12 protein-coding genes and 1 tRNA gene are annotated in these 14,491 nt (G+C 40.7%); 7 read left to right on the top strand and 6 right to left on the bottom strand.

Translation table 11 applies throughout. The features are described from left to right. Window position 1: 1 nt before the first annotated feature. Window positions 2-1,501, bottom strand: a complete 1,500-nt coding sequence (gene pdxR, locus GO593_RS05200; RefSeq protein ID WP_002135142.1) for a MocR-like pyridoxine biosynthesis transcription factor PdxR — start codon at window positions 1,499-1,501, stop codon at window positions 2-4. A gap of 155 nt (window positions 1,502-1,656) precedes the next feature. Between pdxR and gabT the strand changes: the two genes are divergently transcribed. Together gabT and GO593_RS05190 are read left to right on the top strand one after the other, a co-directional pair. Next, the gene (gabT, locus tag GO593_RS05195) at window positions 1,657-2,949 is read left to right on the top strand and encodes a 4-aminobutyrate--2-oxoglutarate transaminase (RefSeq protein WP_000380899.1); all 1,293 of its coding nucleotides are present in this window, start codon (window positions 1,657-1,659) and stop codon (window positions 2,947-2,949) included. After that, entirely contained in the window at window positions 2,946-4,394 is a 1,449-nt protein-coding gene (locus GO593_RS05190; protein ID WP_000615686.1) for an NAD-dependent succinate-semialdehyde dehydrogenase, read from the top strand. The genes gabT and GO593_RS05190 overlap by 4 nt, the downstream gene beginning before the upstream one ends. Before the next feature lie 104 nt (window positions 4,395-4,498). On the opposite strand, the gene GO593_RS05185 is transcribed toward GO593_RS05190, so the two are convergent. Then, window positions 4,499-5,473 carry a LysR substrate-binding domain-containing protein gene (locus GO593_RS05185; RefSeq protein WP_000912180.1) on the bottom strand — a complete coding sequence of 325 codons (975 nt, stop codon included), beginning with the start codon at window positions 5,471-5,473 and terminating at the stop codon, window positions 4,499-4,501. A gap of 20 nt (window positions 5,474-5,493) precedes the next feature. Further along, complete coding sequence (ycaC, locus tag GO593_RS05180; RefSeq protein ID WP_000046156.1) at window positions 5,494-6,120, bottom strand: isochorismate family cysteine hydrolase YcaC; 627 nt, start codon at window positions 6,118-6,120, stop codon at window positions 5,494-5,496. Between the two features lie 277 nt (window positions 6,121-6,397). Between ycaC and GO593_RS05175 the strand changes: the two genes are divergently transcribed. From GO593_RS05175 to GO593_RS05160, 4 genes are all read left to right on the top strand, one after another. Beyond that, window positions 6,398-7,270, top strand: a complete 873-nt coding sequence (locus tag GO593_RS05175) for a pirin family protein (RefSeq protein ID WP_000713961.1) — start codon at window positions 6,398-6,400, stop codon at window positions 7,268-7,270. 439 nt (window positions 7,271-7,709) lie between these two features. Continuing rightward, window positions 7,710-9,008 (top strand): NAD(P)/FAD-dependent oxidoreductase, encoded by a 1,299-nt coding sequence (locus GO593_RS05170; protein WP_000350212.1) that lies wholly within the window; start codon window positions 7,710-7,712, stop codon window positions 9,006-9,008. 4 nt (window positions 9,009-9,012) lie between these two features. Continuing rightward, the gene (locus GO593_RS05165) at window positions 9,013-9,840 is read left to right on the top strand and encodes an SAM-dependent methyltransferase (RefSeq protein WP_000645062.1); all 828 of its coding nucleotides are present in this window, start codon (window positions 9,013-9,015) and stop codon (window positions 9,838-9,840) included. 8 nt (window positions 9,841-9,848) lie between these two features. Then, window positions 9,849-10,271 carry a GFA family protein gene (locus GO593_RS05160; RefSeq protein WP_000114353.1) on the top strand — a complete coding sequence of 141 codons (423 nt, stop codon included), beginning with the start codon at window positions 9,849-9,851 and terminating at the stop codon, window positions 10,269-10,271. Window positions 10,272-10,913: 642 nt separating this feature from the next. On the opposite strand, the gene GO593_RS05155 is transcribed toward GO593_RS05160, so the two are convergent. Continuing rightward, window positions 10,914-10,989 (bottom strand) — tRNA-Thr (locus GO593_RS05155). Window positions 10,990-11,113: 124 nt separating this feature from the next. After that, window positions 11,114-12,358 carry a multidrug efflux MFS transporter SxtP gene (gene sxtP / locus GO593_RS05150; RefSeq protein ID WP_001089015.1) on the bottom strand — a complete coding sequence of 415 codons (1,245 nt, stop codon included), beginning with the start codon at window positions 12,356-12,358 and terminating at the stop codon, window positions 11,114-11,116. A 138-nt stretch (window positions 12,359-12,496) separates the two neighbouring features. Here sxtP and sxtR point away from each other — a divergent pair, with 138 nt between their 5' ends. Continuing rightward, a complete protein-coding gene (gene sxtR / locus GO593_RS05145; RefSeq protein WP_000423156.1) occupies window positions 12,497-13,417 on the top strand; it encodes a multidrug efflux pump transcriptional activator SxtR in 921 nt (306 codons plus the stop codon). Here the strand turns inward: sxtR and GO593_RS05140 are convergent. Beyond that, a complete protein-coding gene (locus GO593_RS05140) occupies window positions 13,414-14,301 on the bottom strand; it encodes a DMT family transporter (RefSeq protein ID WP_001061065.1) in 888 nt (295 codons plus the stop codon). The genes sxtR and GO593_RS05140 overlap by 4 nt on opposite strands. Window positions 14,302-14,491 lie beyond the last annotated feature (190 nt).

Raw genomic sequence — 14,491 nt, 5'->3', positions numbered from 1 at the left:
ATCAATTCAGTGTGGGTACATCTGCTTCACGTAAGCACTGGAGCAAGACACCAAAAGCCATCACCATGTCTTTTTCATTTACACAGGCAAAACCCATCAGTAAACCACGCTCTGCATGTGCATGCGACTGCATGTAGTACTGAGACAGTGGACGAACTTTAACACCACGTTCAAGTGCAGTCGCCGCAATCGCGACATCATCGCAAGAGTTTGGCAGTTTTAAAACCAGATGTAATCCTGCCGCTTCGTCATATTCATGAATAAATTCGGGGCCAAGATAGCGTTGAATTAAGCTCACCAAGTAATCGCGGCGTTTACCATAGAGCAGTCGCATACGGCGAATATGCGCTTCATAATGGCCTTCACGAATAAATTCAGCGAGGGCTTTTTGCTCAAGCAAGTGCCCACCACGATAAAGTTCGGCCGCAACAATACGTAGCGATGAAAATAACGGCTTAGGGACGACCAAATAGCCAATTCTTAAAGATGGATAAATAGTTTTACTAAACGTGCCCATATATAAAACAGGTGCGTTATTTTCTAAGCCTTGCAAAGATGGATAAGGCTGGCCCGAGAAACGGAACTCACTGTCATAGTCATCTTCTACAATCCAGCTATTGTGCTGACGTGCAATCTGAATCAATTGTCTGCGACGATCAAGGCTTAAATGTGAGCCAAGCGGATATTGATGTGATGGTGTGACAAAAATGAGTTTAGGCGGTACTGCCGGATTTTCTTCAGGAATAATGCCTTCAGCATCGACAGGCATGGGCTGAATATCGAGGCCATTAATACGTAACGTATTACGCATTCCCCAATAAGCGGGATCTTCAATCCAGACTTTATCTCCCATATCACTCAGTGCGCGTGAGACTAAATCAATGGCTTGGTGAATGCCTTCGGTAATAATAATCTGGTCCGCATCGCACTGGACTGAACGCGCAACACGTAGGTAATCTGCCAACGCACTTCGGAGCTCTATGCATCCACCTGCGTTGCTATAAATCAGGCGGTTAATATCCGGTTCGCGGCTTAAGCGTGCTTGAATACGACTAAAAATATGATGTGGAAACTCGGTAACATCGGGTGCTCCCGGAACAAAGGCTCCCCATTGATGTGGCGAGGCTGCGGCATAGCCCAATAAGTTTGAGCCACGCTGTGAGAGGGCGTAAGAACTTTGAACATTTGGGCTAGAAACTACTTTTTTCTTGTTTTGTGTATTTAAAAAACTCTCTGGTAACTTTTCGGCAACCCATGTGCCATGTCCTGTCCGTGCTTCTAAATAGCCTTCGGCCTGTAGTTGTTCGTAGGCACTAAGAACGGTATTTCTCGAAACATGAATTTCACTGGCTAAATCGCGTGATGCAGGTAGACGAGTCTTCGGCTGGATCACTCCATCAATAATGGCACCACGCAGGCAACGGAAAAGGCGTTGATGTAGTTTCCCTTCAGTGTCCTGTTGGAGTCGTTGCAGCAAATGATCTCCAAGTAAACTACGCAATTGGCTCTCTCCTACAGTTAAAAAGTGGCTCTCGTCAGTTGCCATCAGACGAGCGAAATTACATGCATAGGCAGTCGTTGTAAAGCACCCTGAAAATTAAGCACAGGATGCAAAAACCAAAGCTGCAACTGATGATGAAAATATGAGGGAATCAAATGGATACTCAACATTCTGCACTTAACGCACGTAAACAGCAAGCAACTCCACGTGGTGTAGGCGTGATGTGTCAGTGGTATGCGGAAAAAGCTGAAAATGCCACGATTTGGGACAAGGAAGGCAACCAATTTATCGATTTCGCTGGTGGTATTGCAGTTTTAAATACAGGCCATCGCCACCCTAAAGTCATTGCAGCGGTGACTGAACAACTTACTAAATTTACTCACACTGCTTATCAAGTTACGCCATATGAAAGCTATGTGGCTTTAGCTGAACGTATTAATGAACGCGCGCCAATTGCTGGTCCTGCGAAGGCAGCTTTTTTCACAACAGGTGCAGAAGCAGTTGAAAATGCAGTGAAGATTGCTCGTTGTTACACAGGTCGTCACGGTATTATCACGTTTGGTAACGGTTTCCACGGCCGTTCATTTATGACCATGGCAATGACAGGTAAAACAGCACCTTACAAACGTGATTTCGGTGTAATGCCAGCGGGTGTGTTCCACGCACGTTATCCAGTACCTGCAAAAGGTATTTCAGTAGATGCGGCAATTGAAAGCGTTGAAGATATTTTCAGTGAAGATATTGCGCCACATGACGTAGCAGCAATTGTACTTGAGCCAGTACAAGGTGAAGGTGGTTTCAATGTGGTGCCAGCCGAGTTCTTAAAACGTTTACGCGCAATTTGTGACAAGCACGGTATTTTACTTGTCGCTGATGAAGTTCAATCTGGTTTTGCTCGTACTGGTAAGTTATTTGCAATGAATCATTATGAAACTAAAGCAGACCTCATCACGATGGCGAAAAGCTTGGGCGGCGGTTTCCCTATTTCAGGTGTTGTGGGCCGTGCAGAAGTGATGGATGCACCAAACCCAGGTGGACTAGGTGGTACTTACGCAGGTAGTCCGATTGCGGTTGCTGCTGCGCATGCGGTTATTGATGCGATCGAAGAAGAAAACTTGTGTGACCGTGCAAATGAATTAGGTGCAGAGTTAGTCGCTACCCTTAAAGATATTCAACAAGCAACAGGCGACGTCGTAACTGATATTCGTGCATTGGGTTCAATGGTTGCAGTAGAGCTTGAAACAGCTGAACAAGCAAAAGTTGTACAAAACTATGCAATGGAAAACGGGTTGTTACTTCTTACTTGTGGTAAATACGGTAATGTAATTCGTTTCTTATATCCATTAACCATTCCTGCTGAGCAGTTCCGTCAAGGTCTTGATATCTTGAAACAAGGTTTTGCAACACTCAAAGCAGGTAGTGCAAAAGCAATGGAGCAATCTGCATGATTCAAAATAATTTGCAGTATTTATTAAAACATCCTGATATTTCATTAGAAGCACCTGCATCAAATGACTATATCGAGGTGAATGATGCTGCTACGGGTGAAACTTTGGCATGGGTAAAAACCTATGACCGTGCAGGGGTTGAAGCCGCAATTAACCGTTCGGCAAAAGCGCAAGCTGCTTGGAAAAAGCAAACTGCCTTGGCGCGTGCTGATGTGTTATTGGCATGGTACAACCTCATGCTAGAGCACAAAGAAAATCTGGCACAGATTTTAACAGCTGAGCAAGGTAAACCATTGGCAGAAGCACGTGGTGAAATTGGTTATGCAGCATCATTTATTCGCTGGTTTGCCGAGCAAGCGCGTCGTATTGATGGTGAAGTCTTAACACCTACCTTGCCAAACCAACGTCTGCTCGTGATTAAACAAGCGATTGGTGTTACAGCTGCAATTACGCCGTGGAACTTCCCGGCTGCCATGATTACGCGTAAAGCAGGTCCAGCCATTGCTGCGGGTTGTTCAATGTTGGTTAAACCGGCAGAACAAACGCCGTTAACCGCTTATGCGCTTGAAGTATTGGCGTTACAGGCAGGCTTACCAGCAGATGTTTTGATTAACATTAGTGGTGATGCAGTTGAAGTGGGTAAAACCCTATGCGAAAGCGATATTGTTCGTAAGTTAAGCTTTACTGGTTCAACGCAAGTTGGCCGTATCTTGATGCAACAATGTGCGCCAACCATTAAGAAACTTTCACTTGAACTTGGTGGTAATGCACCAGTTGTAGTATTTGACGATGCCAATCTTGAACAAGCAGTTCAGGGCATCATGGCAAGTAAATATCGTAACAGCGGTCAAACCTGTGTGTGTGCTAACCGTATTTATGTTCAAGACGGTATTTATGATGCATTGGCAGAGCGTTTGGTTGAAGCTGTGTCTAAGCTTAAAGTTGGCGATGGCCGTCAAGAAGGTTCAACTCAGGGGCCTTTAATTGATGAAGATGCGATTGCTAAAGTGCAGTCTCATATTGCTGATGCTACTGAGAAAGGTGCAACTGTTCGTATTGGTGGTCAACGCTCGGCACTTGGCGGTACATTCTTTGAACCAACTGTATTAACTGGCGTAACGCAAGACATGAAAGTATCTAAAGAAGAAACTTTTGGTCCACTTGCCCCATTGTTCCGCTTTAAAACTGAAGATGAAGCAGTGGCAATGGCGAACGATACCGAGTTCGGTTTAGCTGCTTATTTGTTTACTCAAAGCACAGCTCGTCAATGGCGAGTAGGTGAGGCACTTGAGTACGGTATGGTCGGCATTAACACGGGCGCGATTTCAAACGAAGTTGCTCCGTTTGGTGGCGTAAAACAGTCAGGTCTAGGTCGAGAAGGTTCAAAATTCGGCATCGAAGAATATGTCGAAATGAAATACCTCTGCGTAGACTTATCTGAGTAAGGGATAAAGCGAGTTCGCTTTGTTCTGAACGAAAACATGCAGTTATACTGCATGTGATGTTTCACAAAAAAACCGGTCATGCCCATTCATGACCGGTTTTTTATTTAAGTCGGCAAATATCCTTCATGGCTTTCGGGTAAACGACGAAGCTCATCAATGAGGGTTTCAATGAGTTTTTCGACCACAAGGCGTTGGCCTTTTCGGGACACATAAACCAGTTGTAGCATGCCAATATTCGACTTCCAGTCAGGAAGTATATGGACCAGTGTTCCTTTACGAATTTCCGATTCAACGGTTAAAAAAGGAAGGTCGGCAATACCTAAACCGTCCATTACGGCATAGTAAACACCTGCCAAGTCATTACTTTTAATTCGTGGTTGATAAGGCACATCAACCGATTCACCATTACGTATATTGCATAAATGCCAAATATAATTTTGCTTTTGTGTGCCTAAGCTAATACTTGGAAAGTCCTGTAATTCGGAATAATGCTTAATGGTGCGATCTTGCAGTAATTCAGGCGAAGCCACCAGACAATGATCGGTTTTAATCACATCACGAACAATTAAATTTGAATCTTCATTCGGTTCAAAATTGGTTCGAATCGCAAGGTCGATGTCATCATGCAAGATATCTACTCGACGGCTCGTTAGCTCAAGAGATATTTCAACTTTAGGGTAGGTTTTTAAAAACTGATTTAAAATTTTTCTAATTTGAAAATGCATCATTAAAGGCGGGCAGCTTACTTTTACCAAACCTTGAGGCTCACTTTTTTGCTTTAATAACACGTTCTCTGCACATTCAACTTGAGCAATGACTTTGCAGCATTCCTCGTAAAATTCTTGACCTAAATCGGTCACTTTAAAATGGCGGGTTGTTCTTTGAATCAGGCTGACATTAAATTTATTTTCAAGGTCAATAATGCGTCGGCTGAGCTTGGATTTACTAATATTTTCGGCCTCACTGGCCGCACTAAAGCCGCCGTGTTTCACGACCAAATAGAAATAATAAAAATCATCAAAAGAGCTTATCAATGTCCGTTCAACCCATTTAAATTCAAGATTAGAATGCTTAAGCATTCTAATCTTGGCAGTAGAACTTATTTTTGGCTAGTGTTGTGATTGTAACTTGAAATCAGGTTACGGTAGTCAGGGATATGATTTGAGAACAATGTACCCAAACCTTCAATATCATTACGCCAGTCACGGTGTAATTCACACGCCATACCGAACCAAGTCATCAGCTGAGCACCTGCTTTAGACATACGGTCCCAAGCTGCATCACGTGTTAATTCGTTGAAAGTACCAGAAGCATCAGTAATCACGAATACTTCAAAGCCTTCTGCCAAAGCAGATAGTGCAGGGAATGCTACACACACTTCAGTTACAACACCTGCAATAATCAGTTGTTTTTTACCGGTTGCTTTAACCGCTTTTACGAAATCTTCATTGTCCCACGCATTGATTTGGCCTGGACGTGGAATAAAAGGTGCATCTGGGTGAATTTCTTTTAACTCAGGAACTAAAGGACCGTTTGGACCAGTTTCAAAACTGGTTGTTAAAATTGTTGGAAGATTGAAGTATTTTGCTGCATTTGCAACAGCAAGTACGTTGTTTTTAAATTTATCCGGATCGATATCTCGAACTAAAGAAAGTAAACCTGCTTGATGGTCAACTAAAAGAACCGCAGCATTATCCTTGTCTAAGCGTACATAATCTTGAGCCATTTTTTATGTCCTCATGTTATCAAATTGAATAATCAAAAATTATTGAGTAGGGCATCAGTGCCTAAAATCATGCTAGATGAGTTTGTTGTCGTAATTAAGTCTAAAAAATAGGATTAAGAATTTTAAAAATAGGACGATCTCTTCAACAAAACATCAAAATTTATGATTGTCTCATAAATGCAATAATGTGTTGCTAATCCTGATCTATAAACTGCAATTATTGAGGCGTAAAATCAATCTCAGTTCAAGAAAATCCTACATATATAGGAGAGATCAGATGAAGAAATTTCTTGGTGCATATCAAAATAACCACATGCATTGGGTTGGTGATGGTTTCCCTGTATATAACCTGTTCTCTTATGACCGTTTAGGCCAAACCCTAAGCCCATTTTTGTTACTGGATTATGCAGCGCCATATAACTTCTCACCAACCACTGAACAACAAGGTGTAGGTTCACATCCTCACCGTGGCTTCGAAACAGTTACTATTGCCTATCAAGGTGAAGTGACTCATAAAGACTCAAGTGGTGGTGGCGGAACTATTAAAACCGGTGACGTGCAATGGATGACTGCGGGTGCAGGGGTGTTACATGAAGAGTTCCATTCTCCTGAATTTGCAGAGCATGGCGGTCTTTTTGAAATGGTGCAATTGTGGGTAAATTTACCTTCGCATTCAAAAATGACCCCTGGAAAATATCAAGCCATTGAAGCTAAAGATATTCCGGACATTGCACTAGACGAGCACGGTAGTCATTTGCGTGTGATCGCAGGTGAATATGCAGATGCAAAAGGTGCAGCAAGTACATTTAGTCCATTAAATGTATGGGACGGTAAATTGGTAAAAGGCCAAAAACATACCCTGTATGTACCTGAAGGGCATACTACCCTTGTTGTTGTGCTAGAGGGTGCGGTTGTGGTCAATGATACAAACCGTCTTGAAGGCAAAACTGTTGCGATTTTATCTCGTGAGGGCGTTGAGTTTAGCTTAAATGCTGAAGAAGACACTAAATTCTTGGTGTTGACTGGCCAACCATTGAATGAGCCAATCGAAGGTTATGGTCCATTTGTCATGAATACCAAAGCCGAGATTATGGAAGCGATTAACGATTTTAATCGTGGAAAATTCGGTTCAATCATGCAAGAAGGATAAATTGCTAAGCTGTGCTTAATGATCTTTAAAAGCAAAGTAATAAAAAGCCCGCTATCAAGTGTGAATAGCGGGCTTTTTCGCTGTAAAGTTTCTGTTTTTATGATGGATATCATTATTGTGTCGGCATTGTTTTGTGTGATTTAGTTCTCATTATTATGCCACCATGATACCGCAAAAAATGATACTTGTAAAACGAATGATATAAATACAGTTAAATTATCTTATTTTATTTAAAAGAATTTTTTTAAATTTTTAAAAAATATAGATTTTTATACAGTCATCCTCTTTTGTAAAATTTTATGAAAAACTTTTGGGCTTATCTTTTAAAATTTTTCTATATAAATTGATGCAAAAAATAAAAATCTGGTAGTTTTTAATACGGTGTTTTTTTAGGGTATGAGTGATAATCAAAAAAATTCTCGAAAAATGGGACATCATTTTGGATATCGCAATTATTGGCAGTGGAATGGCAGGACTTGCAGCAGCAAGAATTCTGAAAGATGCAGGACATACAATCACGATATTTGAAGCACTTCCTGGCCGGGGAATGGACAGTCATAGCATTGAGTTCGATGGTGGGATTATTGATGCACCATTGCGTGTTATGAACCCGCATCTATGGAAAAATACACTCAGCCTTGCTGCACACTTAGGCATTAAAACCTTTCCGGTTCGTACCTATATGTCTTGTAGCTGGTTATTTGAAGATCGTACTGAAACATGGTTAACCACATCTCGTAGCCGTATTGGTAATTTCCCAATTATCAATAACCGTAAAGGTATCCAGCAATATGGCTGGCGTCTGGTAAAAGGGATGCTGCAATTAAAAACTGCGATTCACCAGTTCTTTAAATCTAAAAATCAAGATATTACTCTCGCTGAATTTATTAATCAGAACGATATTGAAGAAGTATTCTGGCATGGTGTAGTTATGCCGGTGCTTTATACGATTTGTACATGTAACCCAAAAACAATTGGTGATTGGCCTGCGAAAAACCTTCTTGAGTTTTTGCGTCATTTAACTGATGGTGACATGTTGTTGCGTATGAAAGGCGGTACACCTGCATTTGTAGACAGCTTAATTAAAGGCATTGATATCCATAGCGGTTCGGCAATTAAAAAAGTTGAGCTACAAGGTGAAAAAGTACTGGTCGAAAATGAAAAAGGTGACCAAGGTACATTTGACCGCGTTATTGTGGCGACACCGACATCTAAACTTGAAGAGTTCTTAAACCCTGAACAGTTTGCAGAAGATATGAATCTACTTAAACAGTTCCGCTTTGAACAAGGCGACTTGGTTATTCATACAGATGCAACAGTAATGCCACCACGCCGTAAAGACTGGTCAGTGCTGAGCTATATGATGGACCGTAAGTTTACTCGTCAGCAGTTTACAGTTTGGATGAATGCCGTTGAGCCATCACTAGTAGGTAAAAATCCTGTATTCCAAACTTGGCGTCCAGTAGTTGATATTGACCCTAAAAAAGTCATTTCAAAAGTGACCTTAACGCGTGCAGTTGTAGACTCGCAAACTATTGCTTTAAACAAAGAGCTACAACAACGTCACTTAGAACCAAACCGTAAAGTATTCTACTGTGGTTCATGGTCATGTGATGGTTTGCCAATTTTAGAGTCAGCAGTGACTTCTGCGATGCATATTGCTGAAATTTTAGGTGCACCTTTACCATTCGTGGGATTAAAGCCTAAGGTCGAAGTTGCCCCTGAACTCGGTTACTAAAATTGTGAAAGCAAAAGTTCGAGCAGCTCTTTCTCGATTTATCCCTCATAAATATGCAATTGATGCATCAAGTTTGGGGGATAGTGAAGAGCTTGCTTGGACAAACTTGGGTTTTTGGAAAAATACCCAAACCTACCGTGAAGCTTGTCGCCAATTGGCTGATCATTTGGCACAAGCTGTCAATTTAAATTCAAAAGATCATCTCTTAGATTTAGGTTGTGGGCAGGGTGCAAGTTTATTGCACTGGTTACAGCACTATCACCCCAAAAGCCTCAGTGCTGTTGAACTACAAGCCTCATGTGTTAATAAAATTCAAAAATTTATTCCTGAAATAAGTCAGATTTTCTGTGGTTCATTTTTAAATTTAAAACAATTTGAATTTAAACAACGCTTCGATGTGGTGCTCTGTATCGATGCGGCTTATCACAGTCATTTAAATTCATTGCTGGATTCGGTTACTCCCATTTTAAATTCAAAAGGACGATTAGGTTTTCATTACTTGATGCGTGCCGACTCATGTCACAACATGACCATGCTACAAGAACAAAAGCATCGTTACTTACTTAAAGCAGCCGATGTCACTTGGGATGCCTTACTCACGGAAGAGATACTGAGAACTACCTTGGAACAACAAGGTTTTACAGATATTAAAATCGAAGATTTATCAGAACAGGTATTATTAGGTTTTTCACAGTATATTCAAAATCAACAAGCACAAAGCCATAACCGAGGGTTGGCAAATTTTAAAATCCAAATGACTGCAAAGTTATGCCAACAACTCTATCAAAATGGGTATGTACGTTATATTCAAATAACAGCAATAAAAAAATAGGGTGAGCCATGTCAGTTAAATATCAAGGATCATGTTTATGTGGAGCTGTGAGCTATCAAAGTGATGCAGAGCCACGTTATAGTTTTAATTGCCATTGTCGAGATTGCCAAAAGGCAACAGGTTCGGCCTATGCGCCAATCGCTTTTTTTCATCAATCTGAATTGAAAATAAGTGGCGAACTTAAATATTTTGAGACTTTAGGTTCATCTGGTCGCCCCATTAAAAGAGCTTTTTGCCCGACTTGTGGTTCTCAACTTTTTGGCTTACCTGAACTTGTTCCTGAAATGATTTCAATACGCGCAGGTACTTTGGATGACCCAAGTCTCTATCATCCTAAAGCGGAGGTTTTTGTGAGCCAGACCTATGCTTGGGACATGCTGAATCCAAACCTTAAACACTTTGAAAAAATGATAGAGAAGAGCAAGAAATAAGGCTTAATTAAAGAAGCCAAATATTGCCAAAGCACAGATTAAAGTAAGACTGCCAAGAGCTAAAAATAATATGGTTTTTCTAAATTTTAGCTGAGGCATTTTACTTACAAGGATAATAAGGCATGCAAGTATGATCACTAAAGGTTGAAAAAGATTTGATGGTAGATTAGACATGTCGTTCCTTGTTGTTTTTAAATTTATTTTAGAAATAAAGTAATAAACTCATTATATCTTTTTCTTATTTAATTGAAGAACAGAACTTCTTTATAAATTCATATTTTTTATTTCAATGATGGGTAAATCAAGTTTTAAATTTAAAAGAACTATGTACGCTTTTTCCTACATCCATTCAGGAAATTATCGTCTTTCTATGATCTCACGAATTGCCTATGATGAACTCATCAGGAACAGGAAGTTCCAAAACGTAAAACAACAATAATAAGTTTAAGCACCAGGACGTGAGGTATTACAGGATGTATGCCTAGTAACGAAATACGAAAAAAGCCCAACAGGATGTTGGGCTTTTTTCATTTCTTATTAACGAATTTCTTTACCACCTAAGGCGGCACAGTCAAAAGGTCTATTCCAAAACCTACAGACAACAAAAAACCCCATAAATCAAATATTCATGAGGTTTAATGATGGTGCCGGCACACGGATTCGAACTGTGGACCTACTGATTACAAGTCAGTTGCTCTACCAACTGAGCTATGCCGGCGATGTGGAGTGAATTTTACAGTTTCTTAAAAAAAATACAAGCCAAAAAATGAGCATTTAAATTTTTTCTTATGATTTTTAAATGCTCATTGAGTTTAGCCTAAAAAAGTTAAGGTTTTACTACATTAATGCGCTTTGGCATGTGATGTATAAATCGCTAAAAATATTCCAATTAAAGACAAGAACACGGTTAAACCGACAATCGCACTCCAGCCACCGTGTAACCAGAACCAACCGCCCGCCGAGCCGACAATACTTGAACCCATATAGTAAAACAGTAAGTACAGCGAACTAGCATGAGCTTTCGCTTGTTTACTTTCGGCACCCACAGAACTACTCGTAAGTGAGTGGGTAATGAAGAAGCCTGTGGTAATAAATGCGATGCCAATAATAATACCGAAAAGAGAGCTGAGCAGGGTCATGAGACTACCCAAGATCATAAGCGCAAAGCCACTCATCATCATGGTTTTCTTGCCGAAGCGATCGGCTAAGCTACCTGCCAACGATGAAGACACCATACCAAAGCTATACGACAAGAAAATAAGGCTAATTTGTGTCTGACTGAGTGAATAAGGTGCGCCGCTTAAGCGGAAGGTCGCATAGTTAAATAAGGTGACAAAAACACTGGTAAGCAAGAAACCAATCGCAAAAAGGCGTAATAATTTAGTATTGCTTAAATGAGCACGCCACATTTGTATGTGAAAGCCTAAATTCAGCCCTTTTTTCTGCACAAAATTACGCGATACGGGAAGTAATTTTAAAAATGCAATTGAGCAAATAAAACAGATTGCTCCAAGTAGGCCTAAGGCGGTGCGCCATGAAAAATATTCAACCAAAATACCCATACCGACACGGCCCATCATGCCACCAAAGGCTGTCCCTGCAATATATAAACCCATGGTTTTACCGAGGTGTTCAGGTGCAATTTCTTCGGCAATCCAAGCCATAGTCACTGCGGGTACGCCACCAAGCAGTAAACCTTCTAACGCACGCGCTATGAGTAAACTGTGCCAGTTCGGTGTAAACATCGAGACAATATTTAAAATTGCTGCACACAGCATTGATGTAAAAATCACACCGCGACGGCCAATCGCTTGTGAAAAGGCACTCGATAGCACAATTGAAATCGCTAAAAATGCAGTGGTTAAAGACAGTGCTAAAGAGCTACTCGCAGGGCTAATCTGGAAGCTTTGGCTAAATGCAGGCAACAGCGGCTGTACACAGTAAATCAGTGAGAAGCTAGCAAAGCCAACCAGAAATAAAGCAAATCCTGCATGTTTATAGGCTTTAGTCCCTTTGTGAATCCACTCACGGGAAAGAACAGACGTTGCCTCAGTGTTTAAGGTACTGGGTGTAGATGAAGAGTTCATATCATGACCATGACAGAAAAAAGAGCAGTGCCTAAAGGCATGCTGAATCGAGAAAATTCGATAAATTAAAATTAGCAATTTAGAAGGTATTTTTCTAATATATTTAATAATGGGACACGATATGTTTTATATATAACAATGGAACTCAGGCATATACGCTACTTTTTGGCAGTAGCAGAAGAAAAAAACTTTACCAAAGCTGCGCAGCGCTTAAACATGAGTCAGCCGCCTTTAAGCATGCAAATACGAGACTTAGAAGAAGAACTCGGTGCAGATTTATTTATTCGTTCGCCTCATGGGGTGGAGCTGACCGAAGCTGGGCTTGCCTTTTTAAATGCAATTCAGCCAGTACAGCAGCGTGTAGAAGATGCAGCAAACCTTGTTAAACAAGTGGCAAATGGCGAAGTGGGTCAATTACGGTTAGGCTTTACAGGTACTTCAATGTTGAACCCTTTAATTCCTAAATGCGTTCGCTATTTCCAGCAGCAATACCCGAAAGTAAATTTAAAGCTTGAAGAAGCCAATACCTTACTACTCATCGATTTATTACTTGAAGACCGTTTAGATGTCGCAATTATTCGTTCGCCACGCAATATGCCGGACAGTCTTATACTTCAAGAATTATTAGCTGAGCCGCTCATTGCTGCCTTACCTTCCGAGTCTTTTAATCTAGACGATGTATCACAAGAAATTGATTTAACTGCGCTGCGAGAGCTTGATTTTATTGTCTCGCCACCTTCAGTGAGTGCAGGGCTTTTTGATGCGATTAAACAGGCCTGTCATGAGCGTGGCTTTGAACCGAAAATTGGACAAAATGCCCCGCAAATTGTGTCAATTTTATCGTTGGTGTCTGCAAACTTAGGGGTGTCTTTGGTTCCCGAGTCGACCAAACAATTGCAAATACAAGGTGTGGCTTATCGCTCTTTGAAAGCGCCTGTACCTACGGTGGGTTTAGGGCTTGCCTATAAAAAACATGCCCCTTCACAGATGGCGATTAACTTTGCCAGTGTGGTGCAAGTGGCTTGTCACCACGCCAACGAAATAAATGAAATCAGCTAGTTTGATTTCGGCGCTCTGTTCATTAAAAAGATGCCTGAAATAATAAAAATCGCGCCATATAAAAACGATAAAGTCGGCTGTTCATGAATGAAAACCCAAGCCATAAGCGCTGCAAAAATAGGTTCTGAAAGCTCGGTCACTTGTACCTTTGCGGCACTCATATAAGACAACGCTTTAGTGGTACAGAAAAAGCCGAGTATGGTTGGTAGAACAGCTAAACCAATCAAACCTAAAATGATGTCACTATTAAAAGTAATGCTATGCAAGTTTATTAAAAACGGAACTGCAAGATAAACACTACCAAACAGTAGTAAGTATTTAGTCAGAAACAGGCCGCCGTTTAATTTGAACTTTTTCACTAAAACCGAAAATAAGCCATAACCCGTACCGGCAATAGAAGCGTTGATCAGCATTAAAAGGCTATTTTCCCCTTTCCACGAAATAATGCTAATCCCAGCAACCGCCAATAATGTTCCAATAAGCGAATGAATGTAGATGCTTTCTTTTAAAATGAACCTCCCAAAAAATAGGGCAGAGATGGCAGCCGAAGCCATGAGTACCACCACCACATGGGCCGCAGCACCGTGGTTATAAGCAATGGTCTCAAAAAAGAATAGCGAGAAAATACCTAAAAAAGCACAGATAGCAATTTGAGCAAAAACGCTGAGTTTACTTGGCGTGCTGCTAATAAATGCAATCTTTTGGCTGACAGGCACTTTAAATAAAAACACACTTAAAAAGAAAAAGGCGATAATGGTTTTTAAAAAGGCAATGTCTTGCGGGTTTAAACCACTGTGCATGAGTAATTTACTAATGACGCCAATAGATGCATTTAAAGCCGCTGCACACAGTGCAAATAGGGTTCCAATAATTAAATTATTCACTCTTATAATTCTTCCTAATTTTTACGCATGCAGTCTACATTATTTTTTGGTTGAATATTCAATTAAAATAACCAGTTAACGCTTAACATCTTCCATGATTTATTCTGTATTGATTTAACCAGTTTTATAAAAACATAAACTCTTCTAAGAGACTTTTGTTTCAGAGAATTGTGATTTATAGCGCCAACTC

The organism is Acinetobacter baumannii, from assembly GCF_009759685.1.
Lineage (GTDB): Bacteria > Pseudomonadota > Gammaproteobacteria > Pseudomonadales > Moraxellaceae > Acinetobacter > Acinetobacter baumannii.
The sequence above is the reverse complement of the archived record's forward strand: the minus strand, read 5'-3'. Positions and strand labels throughout refer to the sequence as shown.